Source organism: Peredibacter sp. HCB2-198 (genome assembly GCF_045999315.1).
GTDB lineage: Bacteria > Bdellovibrionota > Bacteriovoracia > Bacteriovoracales > Bacteriovoracaceae > Peredibacter.
In genome coordinates this window covers 1,477,559-1,502,366 of sequence record NZ_CP174607.1, presented here as the reverse complement: position 1 = coordinate 1,502,366, position 24,808 = coordinate 1,477,559, and the positions used below count along the sequence as shown (strand labels likewise).

The 24,808-nt window shown below is 38.0% G+C and carries 26 protein-coding genes; 8 read left to right on the top strand and 18 right to left on the bottom strand.

Going from position 1 to position 24,808, the window contains the following annotated elements:
* Nucleotides 1-66: 66 nt before the first annotated feature.
* Nucleotides 67-1,239, top strand: coding sequence for an O-antigen ligase family protein (locus ACJVC5_RS07585; protein WP_408098769.1), 1,173 nt, complete (start codon nt 67-69; stop codon nt 1,237-1,239).
* Here the strand turns inward: ACJVC5_RS07585 and ACJVC5_RS07580 are convergent.
* Nucleotides 1,229-2,266 (bottom strand): glycosyltransferase family 4 protein, encoded by a 1,038-nt coding sequence (locus ACJVC5_RS07580; protein WP_408098768.1) that lies wholly within the window; start codon nt 2,264-2,266, stop codon nt 1,229-1,231. The two genes, ACJVC5_RS07585 and ACJVC5_RS07580, sit on opposite strands and share 11 nt — an antisense overlap.
* 68 nt (nt 2,267-2,334) lie before the next feature.
* On the opposite strand from ACJVC5_RS07580, the gene ACJVC5_RS07575 reads away from it, so the two are divergent.
* On the top strand, nt 2,335-2,895 hold the full coding sequence (locus ACJVC5_RS07575) for a sugar transferase (RefSeq protein ID WP_408098767.1): 561 nt from the start codon (nt 2,335-2,337) through the stop codon (nt 2,893-2,895).
* Here the strand turns inward: ACJVC5_RS07575 and ACJVC5_RS07570 are convergent.
* From ACJVC5_RS07570 to rfbB, 13 genes are all read right to left on the bottom strand, one after another.
* Nucleotides 2,892-4,115: a glycosyltransferase family 4 protein gene (locus tag ACJVC5_RS07570; protein WP_408098766.1), complete on the bottom strand. Its 1,224-nt coding sequence runs from the start codon at nt 4,113-4,115 to the stop codon at nt 2,892-2,894. The two genes, ACJVC5_RS07575 and ACJVC5_RS07570, sit on opposite strands and share 4 nt — an antisense overlap.
* A gap of 3 nt (nt 4,116-4,118) precedes the next feature.
* A complete protein-coding gene (gene wecB / locus ACJVC5_RS07565) occupies nt 4,119-5,249 on the bottom strand; it encodes a non-hydrolyzing UDP-N-acetylglucosamine 2-epimerase (protein ID WP_408098765.1) in 1,131 nt (376 codons plus the stop codon).
* A gap of 3 nt (nt 5,250-5,252) precedes the next feature.
* Nucleotides 5,253-6,347: a UDP-2-acetamido-2,6-beta-L-arabino-hexul-4-ose reductase gene (gene wbjC / locus ACJVC5_RS07560; protein WP_408098764.1), complete on the bottom strand. Its 1,095-nt coding sequence runs from the start codon at nt 6,345-6,347 to the stop codon at nt 5,253-5,255.
* A gap of 3 nt (nt 6,348-6,350) precedes the next feature.
* Nucleotides 6,351-7,385, bottom strand: a complete 1,035-nt coding sequence (locus tag ACJVC5_RS07555) for a polysaccharide biosynthesis protein (RefSeq protein ID WP_408098763.1) — start codon at nt 7,383-7,385, stop codon at nt 6,351-6,353.
* Between the two features lie 29 nt (nt 7,386-7,414).
* Nucleotides 7,415-8,266, bottom strand: a complete 852-nt coding sequence (locus tag ACJVC5_RS07550) for a methyltransferase domain-containing protein (RefSeq protein ID WP_408098762.1) — start codon at nt 8,264-8,266, stop codon at nt 7,415-7,417.
* A 93-nt stretch (nt 8,267-8,359) separates the two neighbouring features.
* A complete protein-coding gene (locus ACJVC5_RS07545) occupies nt 8,360-9,673 on the bottom strand; it encodes a hypothetical protein (RefSeq protein ID WP_408098761.1) in 1,314 nt (437 codons plus the stop codon).
* A gap of 128 nt (nt 9,674-9,801) precedes the next feature.
* Nucleotides 9,802-10,788 carry a glycosyltransferase family A protein gene (locus ACJVC5_RS07540; RefSeq protein ID WP_408098760.1) on the bottom strand — a complete coding sequence of 329 codons (987 nt, stop codon included), beginning with the start codon at nt 10,786-10,788 and terminating at the stop codon, nt 9,802-9,804.
* Nucleotides 10,785-11,468 (bottom strand): hypothetical protein, encoded by a 684-nt coding sequence (locus ACJVC5_RS07535; RefSeq protein WP_408098759.1) that lies wholly within the window; start codon nt 11,466-11,468, stop codon nt 10,785-10,787. The genes ACJVC5_RS07540 and ACJVC5_RS07535 overlap by 4 nt, the downstream gene beginning before the upstream one ends.
* A 178-nt stretch (nt 11,469-11,646) precedes the next feature.
* A complete protein-coding gene (locus tag ACJVC5_RS07530; protein ID WP_408098758.1) occupies nt 11,647-12,753 on the bottom strand; it encodes a DegT/DnrJ/EryC1/StrS family aminotransferase in 1,107 nt (368 codons plus the stop codon).
* The gene (locus ACJVC5_RS07525; RefSeq protein ID WP_408098757.1) at nt 12,750-13,205 is read right to left on the bottom strand and encodes an acyltransferase; all 456 of its coding nucleotides are present in this window, start codon (nt 13,203-13,205) and stop codon (nt 12,750-12,752) included. The genes ACJVC5_RS07530 and ACJVC5_RS07525 overlap by 4 nt, the downstream gene beginning before the upstream one ends.
* Complete coding sequence (locus ACJVC5_RS07520; RefSeq protein WP_408098756.1) at nt 13,202-13,612, bottom strand: sugar 3,4-ketoisomerase; 411 nt, start codon at nt 13,610-13,612, stop codon at nt 13,202-13,204. The genes ACJVC5_RS07525 and ACJVC5_RS07520 overlap by 4 nt, the downstream gene beginning before the upstream one ends.
* Nucleotides 13,590-14,477: a glucose-1-phosphate thymidylyltransferase RfbA gene (rfbA, locus tag ACJVC5_RS07515; RefSeq protein WP_408098755.1), complete on the bottom strand. Its 888-nt coding sequence runs from the start codon at nt 14,475-14,477 to the stop codon at nt 13,590-13,592. The genes ACJVC5_RS07520 and rfbA overlap by 23 nt, the downstream gene beginning before the upstream one ends.
* A gap of 8 nt (nt 14,478-14,485) precedes the next feature.
* Nucleotides 14,486-15,493 (bottom strand): dTDP-glucose 4,6-dehydratase, encoded by a 1,008-nt coding sequence (rfbB, locus tag ACJVC5_RS07510; RefSeq protein WP_408098754.1) that lies wholly within the window; start codon nt 15,491-15,493, stop codon nt 14,486-14,488.
* 85 nt (nt 15,494-15,578) lie between these two features.
* Between rfbB and ACJVC5_RS07505 the strand changes: the two genes are divergently transcribed.
* The gene (locus ACJVC5_RS07505) at nt 15,579-16,874 is read left to right on the top strand and encodes a flippase (protein ID WP_408098753.1); all 1,296 of its coding nucleotides are present in this window, start codon (nt 15,579-15,581) and stop codon (nt 16,872-16,874) included.
* A 1-nt stretch (nt 16,875) separates the two neighbouring features.
* Here ACJVC5_RS07505 and ACJVC5_RS07500 read toward each other — a convergent pair whose 3' ends face one another.
* Nucleotides 16,876-18,111 (bottom strand): nucleotide sugar dehydrogenase, encoded by a 1,236-nt coding sequence (locus ACJVC5_RS07500; RefSeq protein WP_408098752.1) that lies wholly within the window; start codon nt 18,109-18,111, stop codon nt 16,876-16,878.
* 55 nt (nt 18,112-18,166) lie between these two features.
* Between ACJVC5_RS07500 and ACJVC5_RS07495 the strand changes: the two genes are divergently transcribed.
* Nucleotides 18,167-18,811 carry a class I SAM-dependent methyltransferase gene (locus ACJVC5_RS07495; RefSeq protein WP_408098751.1) on the top strand — a complete coding sequence of 215 codons (645 nt, stop codon included), beginning with the start codon at nt 18,167-18,169 and terminating at the stop codon, nt 18,809-18,811.
* Here ACJVC5_RS07495 and ACJVC5_RS07490 read toward each other — a convergent pair.
* The gene (locus tag ACJVC5_RS07490; protein ID WP_408098750.1) at nt 18,808-19,941 is read right to left on the bottom strand and encodes a glycosyltransferase family 4 protein; all 1,134 of its coding nucleotides are present in this window, start codon (nt 19,939-19,941) and stop codon (nt 18,808-18,810) included. The genes ACJVC5_RS07495 and ACJVC5_RS07490 overlap by 4 nt on opposite strands.
* Before the next feature lie 44 nt (nt 19,942-19,985).
* Between ACJVC5_RS07490 and ACJVC5_RS07485 the strand changes: the two genes are divergently transcribed.
* Nucleotides 19,986-20,777, top strand: coding sequence for a polysaccharide deacetylase family protein (locus ACJVC5_RS07485; RefSeq protein WP_408098749.1), 792 nt, complete (start codon nt 19,986-19,988; stop codon nt 20,775-20,777).
* 15 nt (nt 20,778-20,792) lie between these two features.
* On the opposite strand, the gene ACJVC5_RS07480 is transcribed toward ACJVC5_RS07485, so the two are convergent.
* Entirely contained in the window at nt 20,793-21,869 is a 1,077-nt protein-coding gene (locus tag ACJVC5_RS07480) for a phosphotransferase (protein WP_408098748.1), read from the bottom strand.
* 193 nt (nt 21,870-22,062) lie between these two features.
* Here ACJVC5_RS07480 and ACJVC5_RS07475 point away from each other — a divergent pair, with 193 nt between their 5' ends.
* Genes ACJVC5_RS07475 through ACJVC5_RS07465 form a run of 3 tightly spaced genes read left to right on the top strand, consistent with a single transcriptional unit; the run spans nt 22,063 to nt 23,861 of the window.
* Nucleotides 22,063-23,442: a DEAD/DEAH box helicase gene (locus ACJVC5_RS07475; protein WP_408098747.1), complete on the top strand. Its 1,380-nt coding sequence runs from the start codon at nt 22,063-22,065 to the stop codon at nt 23,440-23,442.
* Nucleotides 23,439-23,648, top strand: coding sequence for a hypothetical protein (locus tag ACJVC5_RS07470; protein ID WP_408098746.1), 210 nt, complete (start codon nt 23,439-23,441; stop codon nt 23,646-23,648). Before ACJVC5_RS07475 ends, ACJVC5_RS07470 begins: the two co-directional genes overlap by 4 nt.
* Nucleotides 23,649-23,708: 60 nt before the next feature.
* Nucleotides 23,709-23,861, top strand: coding sequence for a hypothetical protein (locus ACJVC5_RS07465; protein ID WP_408098745.1), 153 nt, complete (start codon nt 23,709-23,711; stop codon nt 23,859-23,861).
* Here the strand turns inward: ACJVC5_RS07465 and ACJVC5_RS07460 are convergent.
* Nucleotides 23,858-24,805: an SDR family NAD(P)-dependent oxidoreductase gene (locus ACJVC5_RS07460; protein ID WP_408098744.1), complete on the bottom strand. Its 948-nt coding sequence runs from the start codon at nt 24,803-24,805 to the stop codon at nt 23,858-23,860. The genes ACJVC5_RS07465 and ACJVC5_RS07460 overlap by 4 nt on opposite strands.
* Nucleotides 24,806-24,808 lie beyond the last annotated feature (3 nt).

Genomic DNA, 24,808 nt, shown 5'->3' with positions numbered 1-24,808 from the left:
GATCTGGATTAAAACTTCACATTTCAATCGTTTACACATTAAGGCTCCGTAAGGTAATTTTTAGAAATGAAAAATTTTACAACGGCAGCTCTTTTCTTTCTCGCAGCAGGAATTCTTACTTCTGTTAGTATTCTTTCGGTCTATCAAATTCTCTTTGCTATTCCGCTATGTTACTACACTTGGTTTGCCGTTAAAAATAAGCAAGTTAACCTTCCAAAAAGTGCATGGTTTCTTCTTGCCTTTATTGCAGTCGCTCTACTAAGTCTTGTCGTCAACTATGACCTAATTCCAAAACCATCAAAAAACTTTGGGCGCTTAAAATACTTTTTGTTCGGTGTCGGCGGGATTTTCGTCTATCGGGCGTGGATCAACGAAGCATCTGATTCAGTAAAAAAGTTCCTCGTGAACATATTTCTAATCAGCATCATAATTGCCGGTGGATGTGCAATCTATAGTTTTGCCTTTTCAAGTAATACTCGCGCAAGAGGACTTACAGATATCATGAGATATGGTTACGGGTCGGCCATGCTACTACTAACCCTCCTATCCGCCTTATTCCATCGAGAAAAAATCAAGGCTTGGTTTGATTGGCGAGTTGCTCTCGTCGCTTTCGTTTTTGGATTTGCTGGGATGTATTTGACTTACACTCGTGGCGCCCTGCTCGGCTTCTTATGCGGTCTTCCGTTTGTCCTTTATTTTTATCGACCTAAGCTTGGGTTATACCTTGGCGGACTAGCAGTGCTCGGAGTCCTTGGTCTAGGTAGCATATATCTTTTTGGTTCAGGAAATTACGAATCTCGGTTCCTAGTTAATAAAAATAATGAGTCCGATGTTATCCGAAGAAGTCAGTGGCAAGCAGCTATGATTGCCACCCAAGAAAAACCATTTCTAGGGTGGGGACTCTCAAATTTTCATTCGCAATTAAAAAGAATTAAAAATCAGTATGATTTAGACGCCAAATACTATAACAGTGAACACTCTCATAATCTTTTCCTAGAGATTATGTCAGGAACAGGGGTAATAGGTCTTTTATTTTTTCTAGGGTGGTTAATATCTTGGGCAATTGAATCATTTAAGTTCGGTGGATTGAAGCGTGCTCTAATTGTTCCTTTTGGAGTAGCATTTGTTGTTTCAAGTCAGTTCGAAGTTACTTTTGATGCCAATAATGTTTGTATGATTTTCTTTCTTTATTCTATGACTTATTCAGAAATAAAGAAATCAAACTCACTTAATGCTTGAGTTTGACCAACAAAAGAGTCAATAAACACGGTATTGCGGCCACTACCAGTAAAAGAATTTCTCCAACGATTCTTCCTTGAAGAAAATAAGATAGAACAATCAGTCCTATGTTTACGCCTAACAGTGTAAGCACTGTTTGGGAGTGGGTCATTCCTCTATCAAGTAATAAATGGTGGATATGATTTCTATCAGGGGCAAAAGGAGAACGTCCCTTTAAGATTCTCACAGAGAAAATTCGAATCGTGTCAAATATTGGGATGACTAAAATACTAATGGTCACAACTGGCACAGAGATTACTTTAAAGTCTGCTTCTCTATCCATATGACGATTTATTTCAATAAACTTAATGGCCAAGATTGCTGAGACGAAACCAACAATTAAAGAGCCAGTATCACCCATAAAAATTTTAGCTGGTGACCAATTATAGTAGATGAAACCAATCAGAGCTCCCATCATGGTAAAAGACAAAATGGCATACTGATAACTATGTACACAGGAAAACCAGACTCCAAATATTAAAGACACTAATATTCCAATACTACCTGCTAGGCCATCTATCCCATCAATGAGATTAAATGCATTCGTTAAAGAAGTGATTGTAAAAATACTTATAGCGTAGCTTGAAAAGACGTCGAGATCATGGATTCCAAATAAACCAAAAAAACTATATAAACGGATTCCTGCATAGTGAACAATGATAAAAGAAGCGACTATCTGGACAATTAATTTCTTATAAGCGCGAATATTTAAAAGATCATCTTTAACACCAACGTAAAACAATATCATTAAAGACGCTAAAATATACTGGAGCTCGCGAATCAGCTCTTGATCAGACCAGAATGTGAGTGAAAAAATCATGGCCCCAAAAATGGCCACTCCACCGAGTGTGGGAACTCTACTCTTATGACATTTCCGAGAGTCCGGCTCATCAAATAAATGCTTAACTTTTGATATCCTTACAATTGAAGGAATAGACAAAAAACTAAGTATTAGAGCAGTTAAAAAAGCTAGAAATAATGTGTGCATATTCCTAAACTCTAGCATAAAGGAAGTATTAATAGATAGATAGAACCACCGAATACTGCAAAGCGCAAATGCCTCGCCTTTTGAACATATTATTGGCCATTGTTGGATTGATCATATTGATTATTCCTATGCTGCTCATTGGTCTTATTATTAAGATTACTAGTCCTGGACCGGCCATTCACCGCTCAAAGCGTGTTGGTATTAATAATAATATTTTTCTAATGCCTAAATTCAGAACAATGTGGGCCAATACACCTCAGCTTGCAACTCACCTTCTTCAAGATAGTGAGAACTATTTAACTTCCTTTGGATCGTTTTTAAGAAAAAACAGCTTGGACGAACTACCTCAACTATGGTCGGTTCTTATTGGAGATATGAATCTTGTTGGCCCAAGACCGGCCCTTTTCAATCAACATGATCTCATCGAGATAAGGACAAAATATCGTATTCATACTCTTAAGCCTGGAATTACCGGATGGGCCCAGATTAATGGGAGAGATGAAATAAGCATGGAAACAAAAGTCAAATTTGATCAGGAATATCTTGAGAAAAGATCCCTGCTCTTTGACATAAAAATTCTATTCATCACGGTAAATAAAATTTTAAGGAAAGAGAATATCACTCACTAACTGAATTTAGTCGTTTCCATGATCTTTTCTAAAAGATCAATCTGAGTTTCTCTTTCAAAATTTTCTTCGTGGCAAATTTTTGCATTAGATGCCATTTGCCTCAATGTTTCAGGAGAACTATTTTTCAGTTTAAGAACTGCTTCTGCCAGTAAATTGGCATTACCAGCAGGGACAGAAATACCTACATTGTACTCATTTACGATTCTCGCAACTTCTCCGCTAACAGAAGCAAGGATAGGTTTTCCACTTGCAAGGTATGACTGAAACTTTGCAGGAACTGTTACTGCAAATAATGGCGTGTCCTTTAGACTTAAAAGCATCACATCGGATTTAGAGTAATAGTAGGGCATCATTTCCAATGGTTTGGAACCAAGGAAAATAAAAGTGTCCTCAATTCCGAGCCGTTTTACTTCAGATTCCGCCCAGCCACGCATTAGGCCGTTCCCTAAAATAAGAAAGATAATGTTTTTATGATTTCGAAGGATTTCTGCTGTTTTAACAATTGTTTCAAAATCTTGAGACGTTCCAATATTTCCCGCAAATGTAATCTTAAATCCATCTTTTGGAATTAGAGGATCAATAGCAGAACTTTCCTCTGGAGAATTTGAAAACAAAGATTCAGACCATTGAGCGAAATAAACAATCTGTGAGTCCTTGGCCCCAAGATCTTTCACATTTTTAATAAATGCTTTTGAAGGTAAAAGTATTTTGTCCGTAAGCTTATAGAGAAGCTTCACTCCAAATCCTACTTTATCAAGAATGAATTTGTTTCTCACAACGCCAGTTGCTTCAAGACTTTCAGGCCAAAGATCCTGCACCCATAAAAAAACGGGAGCGCGCTTTAAAAACTTCAAAAATAAAGCTGGAATCGCGACAGTTATAGGAGAAGGAGCAAAGACAAAAATTTTGTCAAACTCCCCCTTAACCAGGAACGGGGCAAGAACAGTTGCAGATACAAAGTAAGATAAATAGTTTAAGGCCAGCCTAAAACTCTTCTTTGCTCCCCTCGTAATAAGAGGAACACGGATGACCTTTATCCCATCAATTTCTTCAGTATACGGGCCCTTAAAAGAATAACCCTGAAAAAGTTTTCCTTCCGGATAATTTGGTAAACCTGTATAAACAGTTACCTCATGCCCTCTCTCAACTAAACCTTTACAGAGATCATTAATCCGAAAATTTTCCGGAAAATAATATTGAGAAACGACTAGGATCTTCATTTTTTAATATTTTTTCCAAACGGTTCTGTTCACATAGTCTGTGTAGCTTTGAACAATTCGAAGAACCTTATCAGAGACGTTCGGCATGCTGTAATCCTCTACTAAACGTAGATTTCGTGCTTCACCTCTGCTCTGAGATTCCAAAATAGATAGTCCCTGAAGAATTCGATCTGTTTCGAGGCCAACCATCATAACAGCGCCTTCTTCCATACCTTCAGGTCTTTCATGGGCCTCACGGATATTAAGTGCTGGGAAATTTAGGATTGAAGATTCCTCAGTGATCGTTCCGCTATCAGATAATACTGCATGAGACTTAACCTGCAGAAGATTATAATCCTTAAAGCCCAGAGGCTTTAACAACCTTACCATAGGATGAAATTTAACACCTTTCTCATTGAATTTTTTCTGAGTTCGAGGGTGTGTTGAAACGATAATAGGCTGATTGTATTTTTCAGCAATTGAATTGAGCGCATTAACTAGCTTATTTAAATTCACTTCAGAGTCGATATTCTCTTCTCTATGCGCACTTACAACAAAGTACTTATTCTCTTCAAGCCCAAGACGTGTTAATACATCTGATTTTTCAATCCCTTCTCTGTAGAAGTTCAGCACTTCAAACATCGGACTTCCAGTTTTAATCAAACGGTCAGGAGGGAAATTTTCCGCTAAAAGATATTCTCTTGCGATCGAACTATAAGTGAGATTCACGTCAGCTGTGTGATCAACGATACGTCTATTTGTTTCTTCAGGAACCCTTTGATCAAAGCATCTGTTTCCCGCTTCCATATGGAAAATTGGAATCTTTCTTCTTTTCGCTGGAATTGCGGCCAAACAACTATTGGTATCACCTAGAACTAGCATCGCATCCGGTTTTTCTTTCGCGAAAACTTCATCAACTGCAATTATGATCTTACCAATTGTTTCAGCAGCATTTGCGCCAGCTGCATTCAAAAAATAATCTGGTTTTCTTACTCCTAAATCCTGAAAGAAAATCTCATTAAGCTCATAGTCATAATTTTGACCTGAATGAACAATGATATGCTCACAATGCTGATCTAGCTTTGCCATTACTCTAGAGAGTCTGATGATTTCGGGGCGAGTTCCAAGAACGGTCATTACTTTTAATTTTTTCATTTTTTAAACCTTGCTAGCGTAAGTATCTGGCTTCTCTCGATCGAAAATTTCATTGGCCCAAAGCATGACAATCATCTCTTCTTCACCTACATTGGTAATATCATGAGTCCATCCAGGAATTGTTTCAACAATCTCTGGCTTAGACCCACTTGCAAAAATTTCAAATCTCTCATTTGTTACGATATGTCGGAAACAATATCTGGCCTCACCTTTGATCACTAAGAATTTTTCAGTCTTAGTATGGTGATAATGACCACCTCTAGTGACCCCTTTATGAGCAGTAAAAAAAGAGAACTGGCCGGAATCCTTCGTTTTTAGCATTTCAACAAAAACGCCACGGGGATCCTCATGCTTCACCAAAGGGTAAATGAATTGCTGAGGGGTAAAATAAGAAATATAGGTCGAATATAAAGCTCTTACTAATCCTGTTCCCACTCTTTCTGAAATATGGGTCACCTTACTCTCTTTAAAGGCATGAATCTGATTCTTAAGTTCACCGACTGTGATTTTATAGACAGGGTCAATGGGCTTAAATACACCGCCACTTAATACATCTAAGAATCCTGCAACAACGTCATCTACATACACTAGATTAATAATTGCGTTGGCATCATTTACCTGAACCGGTAAATCATTCAGAATGTTGTAGCAAAAAGTAGCAACTGCTGAGTTGTAATTTGGTTTTGCCCACTTACCGAAGACATTTGGAAGACGGTAAATATAAACAGAATTTCCGGTCTCTTTCTCAAGATCCTGAAGATATTTCTCGGCCTCAAGTTTACTCCTTCCATAAGGATTATTCAGTTCGGCCTGAATTGAAGAAGTGTATACGATAGGAATATTTCGTTTTGTGTTTCGTACACTTTGACAAAGAGAAAGCGTTAGATTGGAATTTCCTTCAAAAAACTCAGTCTCTTCTTTTGGACGATTTATACCGGCCAAGTGAAAAATGAAATCGACTTGTTTTACTTTCGTATCCAAAGCACTTAAATCGTCTTCGCGGCAATAAGTAAGAACCTCAATATTCTTTCTTTCTTTTAAGTGGACTATTAGATTTTTTCCAATAAATCCTTCAGAGCCAGTTACCAGAACTTTCACGAACTACCCTTCAGCTACAGCGTTTTCTCCACGCATAATTGCCTGGATGAAATCTAATTTCAATAAAAGCTTTTTCATGCCTTCAACATCAAGACGCTCAGTATTGTGAGAATTATAGTCCTCAACCTGATTGATCTTTTTATCTCCAGAGTCGACATACTTGCTATAGTTAAGGTCACGCATATCAGGACTAACTCTATAATAATTGCCCATATCCTGGGATGAAACCATTTCTTCACGAGTCAAAAGAGTTTCATACAATTTTTCCCCATGACGTGTTCCAATAATGTTCACTTCATGATTCGGCTTTTTCATAAGATCAAGAATGGCCTTCACTAAAGTCTCTACAGTGGCCGCAGGGGCCTTTTGAACAAAAATATCACCATTGGTTCCGTGTTCAAAAGCATACATTACAAGATCAACAGCATCCTCAAGAGACATCATGAATCGAGTCATTAAAGGATCTGTAATAGTAATAGGCATGCCCGCACGTATTTGATCAATGAAAAGAGGAATCACTGAGCCTCTAGAGGCCATTACATTTCCGTATCTGGTTCCACATATCATTGTTTGTTCGGTAGAAAGGTTTCTTGATTTGGCCACCATAACCTTTTCCATCATGGCCTTTGAAATACCCATTGCATTTACAGGGTAAGCGGCCTTATCTGTACTAAGACAAACAACTCTTTTAACTTTATTCTGAATAGCTGCCTCAAGTAGATTGTCGGTTCCGAAAACATTTGTTTTCACGGCCTCCATCGGGTGAAATTCACAAGATGGTACTTGTTTTAAGGCAGCAGCATGAAAAATATAATCAACTCCACGAGTAGCATTTAATACACTCGAGTAATCTCTAACATCCCCAATATAGAATTTAATCTTAGGGTTTTTATATTTTCGTCGCATGTCTTCTTGTTTCTTTTCATCACGACTAAAAATACGTACTTCACCGATATCAGTATTAAGAAATTTTTTTAGAACTGCATTCCCAAAAGAACCTGTTCCACCAGTAATTAGCAAAGATGAATCTCTAAACATAAAATCTCTTTTTGTATTGTTATAAAAATTTACTTATTTTCAAAATTAACAAAAGGAACCGTAGGATAAGAACTATGGCATACTGAACACACAAGATTGGTTTCAGCTTTGTTTAATTTTCCATGACATTCAGGACACACCAAAAGTGAGTAAAATTCTTCTTCACTTAAGCGCTTTTTGCGACCGTGATTAAAGTACCGTTGCATGAGTTCAATACCAAACTTTCTCCACCCTTTTCTTTCATCTTGGTTAGAATACGTAACATCTTTAGATGAACTTTGATCATAGATCTTATCGACCCACTCACAAGACACTTCAGGATTCGTGATTGTATAGCGAATATTATCTTTCCAATAATATCTCACATGAAACAGTGATGGATCGTTATGGGCCAATTCACTCCAAGGGGTTGGCTTCGTTAAATATCCAGAGTCTTTCATGAACTTATCAGTAACAGGTTCACTTTTTTTATGTATTACGAGTTCTTCACCATTGGTGTGTATTTCAAGACAGTGAGCGACTGAGGGATTTAGCCTCTCATATAGAAAACTTGGAGTTTCAATGTAGCCGGCCTTGCCAACTCTTTGGATTTCTCTGAAGAAGGTATCTGGATCACTAATATGTTCCAAAACATGGCTAGCGATGACAAAATCAAATGCCTTGTCCTTAAAGGGAAGCTTTAAAGCATCCCCTACAACAGCTGCTCGATCAATAAGCATCGGTGCACCCGAGCGATGCTCTTTTCCACTCAACCTATCAATTAAAACATCTGATCTGGGGTGCGGATTATTGCCACTGCCAATATCCAGTACAATGTCATTCCTTCCAATGGGCATATTGATTTTTCTCAATGCCCACAGAACCCTTTTGAAGTTCAACAAATCAAAATCCTTTAAATCCAGTTTAAAATTTTATTGCGAATTGTATCAGTAGAATTGAGACAATCCAAATTAATCATTCACTTCTAGGCATAACTAAGTAGATAACTTATAAGACCTGACCCGACGCACAAGGTCGGTTCTCATTCCGATGTAAATAATCGAGAGTAGCCAGAAAGGAATCATGGTTTCAATAAAGCTAAATATCTGATTATTGGCCGGAAGATAGAGAATAAAAATTCCAAATAATGGCATTAAAAGACTCGCTATAAAATCTTTGTATAGAAATGCATTGATTGAAATTGATGCTAGATAAAATCCAAAAATAAACATGACCAAAATGACGCCATAAAAACTTACATCATTAGCAAAATAACTGTACGCAGAGTGCCAAAATATATCCTTATCCCATTCAGTTGAAATCCTTTGCTGATATGTTCTCGAACTTATATCTAAGCCCAAGTGCTGATCAAAAACTCTTTGTAAAAAAGTAGAATGTCCCACCCCAAATGCAGACTGAAAATCTTTATCAAGTGATATCGACATCCCAACATATCCATTTACCAAATACACAGACAGCTTTTCATATAGATCTTCAAACGCAGTGATCTTGACACGATATTGATCATTTTTAAAAACAACACCCTTCTCACGCAAATAATCCATTCGAACTGGGACTGCTTTCCCAGATGAGACTTCAGAAAATGAGGCCTTAGTTTTAACTTGGTAAAAATTTAGGATAGTGAAAATGAATAGTATAAAGAAACCAATAATAAAGGTCTTCCTACTCTTTAATATGAAAAAGCTTCGAGTTTGAAGTATCAATACTCCAAGACAAATAAAGGTGGTGAAGAGATATGCAAAATTAATAGAACTTAAACTTATACTAATTCCAGAGGCCACAGGAATAAGTACGACCAGAGTTCCCAGAATTTTTTTAGGTAAACTCAACCTTTCCCAAAGCATAATCATGCCTGGTAAAAGAATATATTTAAAAAAACTTAGTACCAGCAATAAAGCCGTAACATACTTGTTTCCAGTAAATTTTCCGGCAAACTCAGGGGAAGCATAATAAGTTCGCACCTCAGATGCATGAAGAATGCCTCGCTTAATCTCGGAAAAGAAGGCCCATGGGATATAGCTATCTGAATGAACCAAATTCCGGTGACTGATCAAACATCCAATAAACGCTAAAAGTATTACTATCCAGAATTTATCTACAAATAAATTTTCTGCCCAATCACTTTTGTTTTCAATAGACCTCTTTGGCTTAAGCGAGTTTACTATTTTCCCTAAATAACCTGATACAAATGCAATATGATAAAGAAAGATCAGAATTAGAAACGTTTCCAAATTTCTAAGCGGCCAAGCAAGCGGTCCAAAAAAAAGTAACCATAACGTTACGGCCAAATACGTCTCACTTAAAAATAATGGGAGATAAACAAATCGAGTCATTTGCATAATTACTTTATTAATAAATCTTAAAATTTAAGATAAAAAATCTAAATTAACTGAAAGACAAAGTCATATTAAGATCTTTAAAAAGTCTTAAATTGTGCAGCAAGCTCTCTTATTTTCTTATAGTGCTGAATATGTTGATGAAGATTAGAATTAAAACGCAAAAAATCCCATAAAACGTAGGGAGAAGTAATCAATAATCTCAAAAAATAAAAATAATAATTCAAATTACAAAACTTTTTAAACCATTTTGATTTGTCTTGATAACACTGAACTCTATTTTTCAAAAGTAATCGCTTAAAAAAACCAGTTTCATTTTTGATCATATGATTAAAAATGATTACTTTGTCCGAATTAAAATCATTTTCACGTATTAGGTAAGTTGAACCGGAGGTTCGACGATAGTATACCAAAATATCATCTAACTGATGAAAACTCACATCCTTGTACTCTTCGGTTACTTTAACCATCATAGGAAGATCTTCTGTGACCTTATATGATCTGATGAAATTCTCAATTTGCTTATTGTGTATAAATTTAACGCTATAAAGAAGATTTGGAGTGTTCATCACACTAATCTCTTGTAAACGTGATCTGAAAGGTTTGTTTTTAAAAATATGTTTTGTTGCAATGGTATGAAAGATTGTCGACTTCGATTCAACAATTTTTCCGTCTATCAGAAGTAGTGGCATGCCTGAGATATAATCATATTTATCTAAATTTTCAGCATGTTCAAAAAGGTTCACGTAAGAGTAGACATCATCTCCAGCAGTTATCTTAAAAAGACTAGAATCAATATGAGACCAAAGGTTTGTATAGTTAATACAGGTCCCTCTATTTATTCCATCTGCAATTATGACGACTTCGTCAAAAAGGTTATTGTTACGATCTAGCCATGTTTTTAAACATTCAACAGTTCGGTCTTTGGAACCATCATCAGCAAGAACGAATTTAAAGCTCATCTCTTGACCATAGGTAAGAATCAAAAACTTGATACTCTCCATATGCTCAATGATGTAACTCTCATGATTGTAGGTAATAACGGCAAAAATGAATTTTTTTATCATCGAATGGCTCTGGATAACTTCTGGCCAATAGCTCTTAGGATAAAGACAACGGATCTGGCCCCTACCATTTCATACCCTAATAAAATGAATTTAAGCTTCCATTTAAGCGAGTGTCTTCCTTCTGATAGAGACTCACCAGCAATACCACGCTTGGTTAAATCCAGAGATAACTTATATCTCTCTAAGAGAGGAATAACGACAGAGGCGACCCATTTCCCGCGTCTAATAGCACCACCTAAGGCATAATTATACTTAAACACCATCTGATCATTATTTCGAAGAGAATAGAATCTGTCCTTCTCAAAATAAGTTCGTGCCGTTCCAAAAACTTCCCAGGCCCATGGATTATCATTATCACCAGTATATTTGATCAGGCTTTTTTTACGCCAAATGGCAGGTGCAGAATTAATTTTATAGTCTGTGAAATTCTCTAGAAAATTGAACTTCTGATGTATGCCATCGCTCCTATCTGCCCCTGGGATTGCCAGAAAGTAGAAAGCAGAAATATCTTTATCTTTTAGCATCAAACCAAGACATTCCTTTAATGTTTCAATATCAACTGCCTCTTCAAGAATAAAGTCATCGAACAGGCTCACTACAAATGGCTTATCAATTCTCTTCAAGAGTTCAATTAATCTTTTTCCCCATGGAACATCTTTAGCAACGTGGTCTTGATTCACTGTAATAAAATTGAGCCCATCAAATTTGAAAGACTTTGTTTCTGTATTCAGATAAATATCAAGGTCACACCCAGGCCAGTTTTCCTTGAGGGCAGTGAAAAATAAAGGCCAAATATCCTCGTATGCATCACATGAGTTGATGATTAATGCACAGTTCTCTCTGAGTGAATTATTACCTTTATTCATTGTATGAGTTCAGCCCTTCGATAACCGATAGAACATCCTGATTGGACATCGTTGGGTCAATCGGTAAGCTCAAAACTTCCTCATGAATTTTTTCAGTTGTCGGCAAGTTAATAGATGCATATTCCGAATAAGCACCTTGTTTATGCGGTGGAATCGGATAATGAATCATTGTCATGATTCCTTTCTCTTTAAGATGCGCCTGAAGTTTAGCTCTCTGAGATGTTCTGACGATGAACAAATGCCAAACATGAGATTCATCTCCTAGTAAAACTTGAGGAAGTTGAACATGAGGATTAGAGATATTTTTTAAATATTCTTTGGCAATTTCACGGCGTCTCGAATTCTCTTTCGACAAGTAGTTCAATTTCACTCTTAAAAAAGCCGCTTGAACTTCATCTAAACGACTATTAACACCTTTGAAAAGGTTCTTGTATTTTTCATGAGAGCCGTAATTCCTTAAGGCCATCAATGTAGAATAAAGCTCACTGTCATTTGTTGTTATTGCACCTGCATCACCTAAAGCTCCCAAATTTTTTCCAGGGTAAAAGCTAAAACCAGAGGCATCACCCCAGTTTCCTGCCTTTTTACCTTTGTAAAGGGCCCCATGGGCCTGAGCAGAATCTTCCAACACTAACAAATTATGCTTCGATGCAATTTGTGAAATTTTATCCATCTCGGCCAGCTGTCCATAAAGATGAACGGGCAAAATCACTCTTGTTTTAGGGGTAATTGCTTTCTCAATCAAATCCGGATCAAGATTGTAACTAGACAGCTTAGGTTCAACGAAAACAGGCCTAAGTTTGTTTTCCGTAACGGCCAAAACACTGGCAATGTAGGTATTCGCCGGAACTAATACTTCATCACCTTCTTTAATTTTACCTAGCTCTTTCCAAGCACGAAGAGTCAGAATAAGGGCATCTAACCCGTTTGCTACACCTATTGCATAGGTAGTTTCACAAAAGCTGGCAAACTCCTTTTCAAAGGAACTCAATTCATTTCCGCAGATATACCATCCAGAATCAAGAACCCTGTTAAAGGCTTGTTTTAATTCTTCCTTGTACTGACCATTAATCGCTTTGATATCTAAGAAATTAATCATTCTAAAAACCTTATTATTTTTGCTGGATTTCCAAAGACCACAGCATCTGCAGGAACATCTTTAGTCACTACGGCTCCGGCGCCAACCATGGCCCTTTCTCCAATAGTAACACCAGGTAGTATAGTGGCATTAGCACCAATACTTGCGCCTTTCTTAATTAATATTTTTGGGAACTCATCTGGATATACCTTCGAGCGTGGCATTTTATCATTCGTAAGAGTGGCATTAGGGCCAATAAAAACATTGTCCTCAATTGTTACACCGTCCCATAACTGAACACCATTCTTGATCGTAACATTATTCCCGATAAAGACCTTGTTTTCGATAAAACACTGAGAGCAAATATTGCAATTATCTCCAATCCTTGCTTCTGGCAAAATGACAACAAACTGCCACACATTCGTGTTGATTCCAATATTGCTGCTTTTAACATCACTTAATGGATGAATCATAGACTAACCAACTTTTTAAAATCTTCATAACTTCTAATGTAGTCGCTCTCATCGTAAAAATCGCTCGCAATAGTCATGAGTACACAGCCATTTGAAAAGTTATGCATTTCTCTCCAAATTAAACTTTTAATAAGTACGCCTTTAAAAGGACTGTCCAAGTGAATAATTTGTTTATCCTTTCCATCATCCAGGATCAGGTCAAAACTTCCACTCATGCAAACAATAATCTGCTGAAGCTTTTTATGAGCGTGAAAGCCTCTTGGGAGTTCTGGTTTTAGGTTTGTTAAATAATAGATTCGCTTAATTTCAAATGGAACATTCTTGAAAGATTCAAGAGCAACGAGTGCTCCTCGCTCATCAGATATCGCATTGAGATCTATAATTTCATAGTCCATTTTTTCTTTCATAATCTTTAATTATCGTGTTCAAGTAACTTCCATAATCATTTTTGGAGTATTTCTTGGCCTGCTCAATTAACTCTTCAAGCTTGATCCAGTTATTGCTGAAGCCGATCTCTTCCAAACAAGCAATTTTATACCCTTGCCTCTTTTCAATCGTTTCAACAAACTGGGCCGCTTCTAATAGGCTGCTGTATGTTCCAGTGTCTAACCAAGCGAATCCTCTTCCCAGTACCTCGACATCCAATTCACCAAGCTCCAGATAAGCTTGATTAACCGAGGTAATTTCAAGTTCTCCTCTTGCTGAAGGCTTCACCTTCTTTGCAATATCGATAACTCTATTGTCGTAAAAATAGAGTCCAGTCACTGCAAAATTAGACTTGGCCTTTAGAGGTTTTTCTTCAATTGATAGAGCTTTTCCATTTTCATCAAAGTCTACAACCCCAAACCGTTCAGGATCTTTAACCTGATAACCGAAGACAGTGGCCCCTTTTTGTTTTAAGGCCGCTTTTCTCAACATAGGCGTGAATCCCTGCCCATAAAAGATGTTATCTCCCAGAACAAGACACACATTATCTTTTCCAATAAATTCTTCACCTATAATGAATGCTTGGGCAAGACCATCAGGACTCGGCTGGACAGCAAATTGTAGACGAATTCCAAACGCCTCTCCAGTTCCTAACAACTTTTCAAAACTTGGTTTATCTTCAGGTGTCGTAATAATCAGGACATCCTTTATACCTGCAAGCATGAGAACAGATAGAGAATAATAGATCATAGGTTTATCGTAGATTGGCAAAAGTTGCTTTGATACACCCTTTGTAATTGGATAAAGCCTGGTTCCAGAGCCTCCAGCTAAAATTATGCCTTTCATAAATTCCTTTATAGATTATCGAGATACCAGTTTACAGTTTTCAAAATACCTGTTTCGAAAGTTTCATCAGCTTTCCATGCTAATTCATTCTCAATTTTTGTAGCATCAATGGCATATCGTCTATCGTGTCCAGGTCTATCAGAAACATATGTGATTTGCTCAGTATAAGATTTTTTATCTTCTCTAGGTTTTGACTTATCCAGGATTTTACAAATGATATTTGCAATTTCGATATTTGTTCTCTCGTTACGCCCACCAATATTATAAGTTTCACCGCTCATTCCATTATGGAAAGCAAGGTCAATTCCTTTGCAATGATCTTTGACATATAACCAGTCACGAATGTTCTTTCCGTCTCCATAAATAGGAATATTCTGACCGCTTAGTGCTTTTTTAATAATAACGGGAATAAGCTTTTCTGAGTGTTGCTTAGGCCCATAGTTATTTGAACAATTTGTTGTAACGACGTTCATTCCATATGTGTGGAAATAACTTCTCACAATCAAATCAGAGCTTGCCTTTGAAGCGGAGTATGGAGAATTTGGGGCATAGGGGGTTGTTTCTTTAAAAAGACCTTCCTCTCCTAACGTCCCATAAACCTCATCAGTAGAGACATGAAGAAATCTGGCATTTTTATAAGCTTCTTTAACTTTAAATGGAGCATCCATCCAAAAATTTCGGGCACTATCCAATAAAGTGAATGTTCCAGTTATATTTGTTCTAATAAATTCAGCTGGACCCAAAATGGAGTTATCAACATGCGACTCAGCTGCAAGGTGAATAACACCATTTATTTTATGGTCGTTAAAAATTTCTTTAACAAGCTTGGCATCACAAATGTCACCCTTCTCAAAGACATAGTTCTTACTGTCCACATCTTTTAAATTATTCAGATTCCCTGCATATGTAAGTGAATCTAAATTAACTAGCGTATAACCAGGATGTTGTTTTTGAAAATATTGAATAAAATTAGAACCGATGAAACCGGCCCCACCAGTAATAAGAATTTTTGCCATTATCTTGCCTAAGTTTTAAATTTAAAAAAATATACAATTTTTAATGGCTTAGATAAAGTTTGTTCTAAACTTAAGAAATAAAATAATGGACAGAATCAAGGCAATAATAAGCAACCAAGGCCTAAAGAGATATTTTTTAAACACCTTGTGGCTCTACGCAACACAAGGAGTCAGGCTACTTGCAGGTTTCTTCATTGGATTATGGGTTGCCAGATTTTTAGGACCAACTGAGTTCGGTATATATAACTATGTTATTTCATTTATTGCAATTTTCTCTGCTTTTGCTTCTTTTGGAACTAATGAACAGCTTGTAACAGAGCTCGTTGGAAGACCAGAACATACACAACAAATTCTAAATGCCTCGTTTCACCTAAGAACAGTATTAGGATTAGTAAGTATACTAACGATTTATATTATTGCATTGGTAACTGACGATTCTGCAAAATTTTACCTCTATATATCAGCGCCTATTATTTTATTTCAAACGTTTGATTTAATTGATGTCTATTACCGGGCCACAGTTAATGCTAAAACCTCGTCGATGATCAGAATTTTACAAATTCTCATTTCATCCGCCCTTAAAATTTATTGTATTCAATCACAGGCCCCTCTTACCTATTTTTTCTATATTTTCGTTTTCGACTATGGCAGCTATGCCATCCTTATTTATCTGTCCTATAAAAAAATAAATGATGGATTTATTTTATTAAAACCTCATATTGAAGAAATTCGCAGAATTATTTTTAATTGCTGGCCCCTTATGTTAATGGCCATTTCTAACAATATCCTCTCTAAATTGGATCAGGTTTTAATTGGTAAATACTTAGTGAGCACAAATGTTGGTTATTACGCAGTTTCCTCGCGATTGGTTGAACTCTTTGGGACCTTTCCCTTGCTTGCCTTCTCATCACTTTTTACCGCAATTTTGAATGCTAAAAAAAGCAGTCAAATTGAATATGAAAAAAGGTTAAAACATTTGAGTCGATTTTTAAGATGGGCAAGCCTTCTTGGGGCCGTCTTTACATATTATTTTAGCTCAGAAATTATTATCACTCTATTTGGTAGTTCGTTCGCACCCTCTGCCGAGATCCTAAAAATCCATAGCTTGAATTTTCTCTTCCTTACAATGTCGATAGTGAGCATGCATTGGTACATCGCTGAAGGGAAAAACAACTATTTGATGATTAAAACTGTAATTGCGGGGATTTTTAGCATCCTAATAAATATGCTCTTAATTCCACATTTTGGAATTAAGGGAGCAGCGGTAGGATCAGTCATTACTCATTTTATTTTTTACTATGCCTATGACTTTATAAATCCAAAAACACGTCAGTGCTTTTATCTAAATAGTGACCTATTTTCATTTATTTTCAAAAAATAGATTAAGAAAAAACATTTTTTATATCATAAAAAATAGTTTCCGATCTGTTTAAGCCAGTAAAATTAATTTGTCGAAAAACATGATGAGAGACGGCCAAAACAATTGCCGAATATCCAACTAAAGAATTCACGCAAGATAATGTCGTCAAAGGTAAACCAAATTCCATCAAGGCATTCTCTTCTGTGATCCAAGGATCATAAATTTCAACTTCACACTCATAATCCTTCAACTCAGTAATCAAATCCAAGACCTTCGAATTCCTGACATCCGGACAATTGGGTTTAAAAGTTACGCCCAAAATAAGAACCTTCGCTCCCTTAACAGCAATACCTTTTTTAAGCATTTGTTTTACAACCTGACTCGCAACGTGAGTGGCCATTCCATCGTTAATTTCACGGGCAACTGAAATAAGCTTAGGAGTATGACCATGCTTTTTGGCCTTATGAGAAAGATAATAAGGATTCACACCGATACATTGGCCACCTACCAAACCTGGAACTACTCTCATAAAATTCCACTTCGTTCCAGCTGCCTCCAACACTTCATGAGTATTGATCCCCATTTCTCCGAACATCATGGCAAGCTCATTCACAAAAGCGATATTAATATCTCGCTGTGTGTTCTCAACAATCTTAGAGGCCTCGGCTATTCGAATTGAACTTGTTTTGAAAGTGCCGGCCGTAACGATTGAAGCGTAGAGAGCATCAACTTTATTGGCAATCTCAGGAGTCGAACCACTCGTAACTTTCACAATGTCCCGAATGGTTTTAGTTTTATCCCCTGGATTAATTCTTTCAGGACTATATCCACAGAAGAAATCTTGATTAAACTTAAGGCCACTCACCTTCTCTAATACCGGAACACAGTCTTCTTCTGTGCAGCCTGGGTAAACGGTCGATTCATAAATCACCAAGTCACCCCTTTTTAAAACTCTCCCGACATCTTCAGTGGCCTTTAGGAGAATTGATAAATCGGGTTTTTTCTCATGATCTATGGGAGTGGGGACGGTGATAATAAAGATGTTACTGTCTCGGACTTTCTCTAGCTTCGAGGTTAGCTCTAGTTTACTGGCATTCAATCTTTCGGTTGAAATTTCCAATGTGCGATCAATCCCGCTCTGGAGTTCTTGAATTCTTTTTGCATCAATGTCGTAACCAATTACAGAGTATTTTTCTGCCAATTCCACTGCCAGTGGAAGACCAACATAGCCCAGTCCGATTACGCAAAGCTTCTCCATGAGTAAATCTTAGAAAAAGGCCGACATTATATCAAGTTTTAGCTACCCTCTTAGAATGACTAAATTCGACAAAACTTACTGGGACAAAAATTATTCCGATCCAATGTCTATGGACGGAATCGGCAACGCGAAGGAACACACCAAATACCTTGAGTCATTTCTCAAGATTGAGCATGTGGATATTAGTACAATCGTTGATCTAGGTTTCGGTTACGGTCACCTTTTCCGTGAAATGCTCAAGGCCTTTAAACCCTACCGAGCTGTAGGAATTGAACCCTCACCTTTCGCTTTTAAAAAGGTAAAGCCAGACAAGCTTCGCCCTGTCCCTTCAACTGAACTCGAACTTTATGAAGAAGATTTAGTCACCTGGTGTCGTAGTAAAAGAAAAGACAATAAGTTTGATCTCGGTATTTGTACTTCGGTTTTCCAATACCTTTCAGACAAAGAACTTAAGGAAGTCATTCCGGTTCTTGCTAAACGCGTGAAGTTTCTCTACCTCACCGTTCCTACAAATGTGGAACTAGGTAGACAAGTTTCTGAGCTTGAATTTAAAGACGAATATGCCATTCACAGGAGTCGCGATAAGTACCAAAAACTTCTTCGTCCGCACTTTACTTTCATTTCAAGTAGAGTTCTAGAGAGTAAGCATTACTTCGATGAGGAATCGACTCACTTTACAGATTTGTTATATCGCTTCTAGCTTCGATAAGTCTGAATGTGATTATGAACAAGATCCATGAACTGCTGATCGTAATGTTCCCAAGTCATCTTTGAAGCAACACCACGATTGGCCTCACCCATCTTCATTCTCAGTTCCTTATCATTGATAAGAACTTTTAACTTCTCCGCAATGCCTTTAGGGTCCTGACGAGGAATGATGAAATCTTTTTGAATTTCAGGAAGGATTTCAGAGAATCCCACTGTCTGAGTTGTAATTAATGGTCGAGAAAGTGCCATAAACTCAAGGAAAGTCAGACCTGATGCTTCGATATGAGCCGCGTGAACAACGATATCAGCGGCGCTAATAATATTTCCTACGTCTGAACGCGGATTCATCCACAGCACTCTATCTTTCATTCCCACTTCTTGAGCGAGATTATAGACCTTGCTAGGCTTGTTCTCTTTACCAACAATCAGGATTTTAACTTTATTTTTCTGTGCTTCATCTAGGAATGCCATAGATTTTATAACAGCGAAAGCACCACGGTTTTCAAGGTTTCCAGATGCAATAACGGCCACAACAAGTTCATCACCTTGAACCTTAAGATTATTTCTAATTTCATTTACGGCCGCAGAATCCACCTGATCAACAATTGATTTGTCATGACAAGGATGAATTACATGCATTGGAACTTTAATGTTAAAGCGCTTTTGAATATCGTTCTTCATCATGTGCGACACACACACGATTTCCTTAAAAGTTCCTTGTTCAAAAATCATTCGGTGAAACGGAATCGATAAATTTTTATCATTATGAGGACCAGGAGCAACTTCAGCACCCAGATGAACACATGTATGAAGGAACAAGATATCCTGATTTAGAGAGTCACCGTGGCCGATAACCAATGAGCCCGGTCTTACTTTCCGTTTGGCCTGCCAATCAAAGAATTTTCTTTGAAATAGTGTGGTTCTAGGCCACTTAAAGGTTTTTAAGCACTTAATCTCTTTGTCAGAAGTGAGCGATTGATGAAAAGTCTCTGAAATCACTGATACGCCGAAGCCATCTTTGGCCAAAGCCCGGGCCTGTCTCATCAAAATTTTGGGAGTTCCTGAGAGGGCGTCGGTGTTTTTAAGTATCAGGTCTACATTGTGTTTAGAGGTATTTTTCATTATATATGTATATTAAAAATTACCGAGATTGAAAAAGAGATAATATGGCCCTTTTACCTGTTCACCTACCCATCTTGATGTATCACCAGATCATGCCCGAGTCCCACCCGGACTTTAAAAAGCATATCGCAACGACACCGGAAAATTTCCGTCATCAGGTAACTCATTTGATGGAGAATGGCTGGACCATCATGACTTTGGAAGAGTACTTTGCTCACCCTCCAGGTAAGAGACCTAAAAAAGCGGCCATGCTGACTTTTGATGATGTCTGCAAAAACTTCATTGAGTATGCGGTTCCTATTTTTAAAGAACTCAATGTTCGCGCCAACATCTTCCCTATTCAAAATATGACTTTCAACCTTCCGTTTCATAATCTGAAACCACAAGGTATTCCGGCCCTGACTGAACAAGACATTAAAGACCTAGATCAGATGGGATTTGCGATTGGTTCACACTGCCAATCTCACCAAAACCTTCATAAAATTCCGTTTGATCAGGCAAAGAAAGAACTTAAAGAAAGCAAAGAATGGCTTGAAGGTCTTCTTGGCAAAGAAGTTAAAACGATTTGTTACCCAATCGGGGGAATTGATCGTGATATCGTTAATGCGGCCAAAGAAATTGGTTACTCAATCGGTATTTCGACTCTTAAAGGGTCTCTCCAAATTCTTGAAACCGACCTTATGTCACTTAGAAGAGTTGACATCAAAAACCATGTGATTGGTAAAAAACTGAAATTTGCGATCAGCCCTTTCTATGGTTTCCGCCGTTTCATCACTCGTCCAATTCGTAGTAAATATCGCGTAAGCGGCAGACATCCAAGCGTGGTGGGTAAGTAATCTTACCCACTCACCTCAGGACCATTTTACAATTCTTCTTTCAAAGCCTTTACGATCTTTTAAACGATTGAGCTGCCGTTTCTCAAAATAAATAAGAGAGCGCTCAATAGCATAAACGAGGAACGTTAACTTCTCACTTCCAATTGGTACATTCATTTTAAAATTAACCAGGGCCCAATTTCGATATGAACTAAGGTTTTTCAGGATCAGCTTCGGAGGCTCTCTAAAAAGTCCTTTTAAATAAAACTGAAAAGCCATTCGAGTAAAAAAATTTCTCTGAAGATAACGGCGAGCAAAATCCAAAATATCAACTAACACCAGACCTCTTACTTCAAGTTCCCAATCAATAATGATGATCTGATTATCATCTAATAAAATATTTCCCGCATGAAGGTCGTGATGGATTCGACTTTCAAGAACTTCATAGCCAGGATTTTGCGCCGCTAGTTTAGTGATCTTCTTGAGTGTCTTTTCAATTTCCTTGCGCGCGGGATGATTTAAGCTTCTTTCATGGGCCTCACGAATCCAAGTCTCAACTGTAATCTTTCTTGGCCCATGAGATTTGTAGAGTTCTGTGAGAGGTGGCATCACGAAAAGCGGGAAGTAACGAAGCAGAAATTTTTCATGATGAGCACGATTCGTAATCGCCCAGGAATTTGAACAATACGTGGTGACCAACCAACGGCCACCATTCGAAGTTGTTCCCTCTCCTAAAATCTTTGCCACATAAGGCGCAAATGAAGTCGTTTCAAATCCCTTCAGTGATTTAATTTCTTCATCCAGATTAAGTATGTGGGACTCATCAAAAAACATTTTTAGAGCAATGTTCTTCTCATGAGAAACAATAATCACACCTTCTTTATCGCTCCTAAAAAAGATAATGGAATCAGAAGGAAGACGGGCCACAAATTTCTTTCGAGCATAAAGTAGCCAATCTACTTTTTTGAGGTTTCCTATATTGTGTCTAAATCGACCAAAAAATGATTTTCCAAATGTCTTTTCGATATTCTCAAATGAGTGTTCCGAGACCCCAACTCGATACAGGGGATGGAAAATGAAGGTCGACTCAGGAGCGGATGGGTCATATTCCATTGCTAGCTCATGCAAAGCTAGCTGGATTTTCGAGACCCAAGGGGGTTTGGTCATGGGCTTTTGTAGAATGATAAAGACCCTTTGAATATGAAAATAACTTCATCTGGCATCATTTTTACATTCTGCAGCGTTTACAGCTTTCATTCCTAAACGAGGGCTTGACTTCCCGCCCCAAAGCGACGATTCTCCGCCCATGTTAAAATTCAAAGAACTCGCTCTTCACGAAATTATTCTCGCTAACTTAGAAGTTGCGGGCTACGAAACTCCGACACCTATCCAGGCCCAGTCAATTCCAACACTTTTGGAGGGACATGACCTTCTAGGAATTGCTCAAACAGGTACAGGAAAAACTGCGGCCTTTACACTTCCGATGATTCAGAAGCTTCAAGGACGCAACTTTAGTCTTACTCCATGTGAACCACGTTCATTGATTCTGGCACCCACTCGCGAGCTTGCTTCTCAGATTAAGGAGCAACTCGATAAATACGGAAGAAATCTCAAAGTAAAAAATGCAGTTATCTTCGGTGGTGTGGGACAAGCGGCCCAGGTGGCAGCTCTTCGTAACGGTCTTGATGTGCTGATTGCAACTCCTGGACGTCTTTTAGATCTGATGAACCAAGGTCATTGCAAACTGAACAAAGTAGAAATCTTTGTTCTAGATGAGGCCGATCGAATGCTTGATATGGGGTTCATCCACGATATCAAAAAAATCATCGCAAAGCTTCCAGAGCAAAAACAAACCATGCTTTTCTCGGCGACTATGCCGAATGAGATTGTAGGAATCGCGAATCGTATTCTTAAAAATCCTACACGAGTGGAGGTAACTCCCCCATCTACGACGGTGGAAAGAATTAATCAAAAAGTGATCTTCACTCAGAAGGCCCATAAGTATCAACTTCTTCGCAAAGTACTTGTTGAAGAAGGTGTTGAACTGACTCTTGTTTTCACTCGTACAAAACACGGAGCAAACAAGATCGTAGATTATCTTGCTCATTTCAATATTCAATCTGCCGCCATTCACGGGAATAAGTCTCAATCGGCCCGTGAAACAGCCCTTGAGAATTTTAAAACTGGTAAGATCAAGGTACTGGTCGCAACAGATATCGCCGCTCGCGGAATTGATGTTCAAGGCGTATCTCACGTTATTAACTACGACCTGCCAGTTGAAGCTGAAAGCTATGTTCACCGTATTGGCCGAACTGCACGAGCGGGTAAAGACGGCGACGCCATTTCATTCTGTGACGAAACAGAAAGAGACGCTTTAGCACGTATTCAGAAAACAATTGGTAAAAAACTCCCTACTGAAACATTTGTGGGTGTGGCCGAGCAATCGGTGAAGATGACCCAAACGGATCGCAAACCATACCGTGATCCACGAGCCAAACCAAAGGCCAAAGAACCTCAGAAGCCTCAGGGCCAGCAAAAGCCGAAGTTAGAGCAGAGGCCACGTCAGGAACAAAGACCGCGTCCAGAGCACAAGCCAGCTCCTAAAGGACAGGCCCCTCGTCGTGATGAAAGAAACGAAAATAAACAACAACCAAAAGTTGGATTTAAATTTAGGAAAAGAAAATGAAAGACTACTCTGATTTATCAGAATTCTCTGACAAAAAATTAAGAACTCTCCGTAATAACCTTAACAATCGTCTTGAATCATTCGGTCGTGGTGGAGAAAAGAACCTTCCTCCAAGCCATATGCTTCATGGGATGGACGATGGGGATTGCCGTGAACTTTTAACACGGGTCCTTTCAGAAATGAAAAATAGAGCTAAGCAGTTCTAGTTCTCTTCGACCATAACCGCATCTTTAACCTATAACCCTCTCACCTTAAAGGAGGGTTATATGAAAATGACATCACTTATTCTTATCGCTTTTTTCTCGGTGGCTTGTTCGACTACAAAATCTTCTCAACCTAAAAATGAATATGTTGAAGTCAGAGGAATTCTGGCCGAAAGAGACTTCGGAACTTCAGATAATGGTGGAAAAAATACTTAATTAGATTGAGTGCTGTGCCACTTCATTAGCCTCTCAATACCTTCTTCAAATGAAATCTTAGGCTCCCATCCGAGGAGCCTTTTTGCTTTCGAAATATCGGCCCAAGTCACATCCATATCGGCCTTAATTCTTTCACCCAATTTAAGCTTGGCCTTTTTACCTGAATACTTTTCCATGAGTTCAATCATCTGAAGTAATGTGTAAGGATTATTTCCGCCGCCTAGATTAATAATTTCAAATCCAAGCTTCTTGCCCGCAAGGATTGTTCCTTCTGCAATATCATCCACAAAAGTAAAATCTCTTGATTGAGTGCCATCGCCGAAAACTGGAAGCTCTTCACCTTTTAGAATTTTATCGGCAAAGATGAACGGCGACATATCAGGTCTGCCAGCAGGTCCATACACAGTAAAGTAACGAACCACTGAAACATCAATGCCGTAAAGATAGTGATAAGTGTAGGCCATGACCTCTGCCGCTTTTTTTGAAGCAGCGTAAGGAGAAATAGGAGTATTTACGGCCAGATCTTCCTTAAAAGGCATCTCTTGACCTGCATATAATGAGCTGGTTGATGCCAGAACAAACTTAGAAACTTTAAACTCACGCATGCACTCCAGGAGATTCAACGTCCCCATAGCATTTGTAGTCATGTAGATATCAGGATTCTCCATTGAGTAGCGAACACCTGCACGAGCGGCCAGGTTATAAACGACATCAAAATGGTTCGTTTTGAATAATTCGCGAAGCTTGTTCTTATCTTCAATATCAACTTGAAGAAACTGAAATTTAGAATCGTTAATAAGTGAAAGGCGATGGCGCTTAAGATTTACATCGTAATAATCATTGAGATTATCAATCCCAACAACTTCAATTCCCTGAGCTAGAAGCTTCTCAGCTGTCTTTGCCCCAATTAATCCCGCCGCACCAGTCAATAATACTTTCTTCATGGG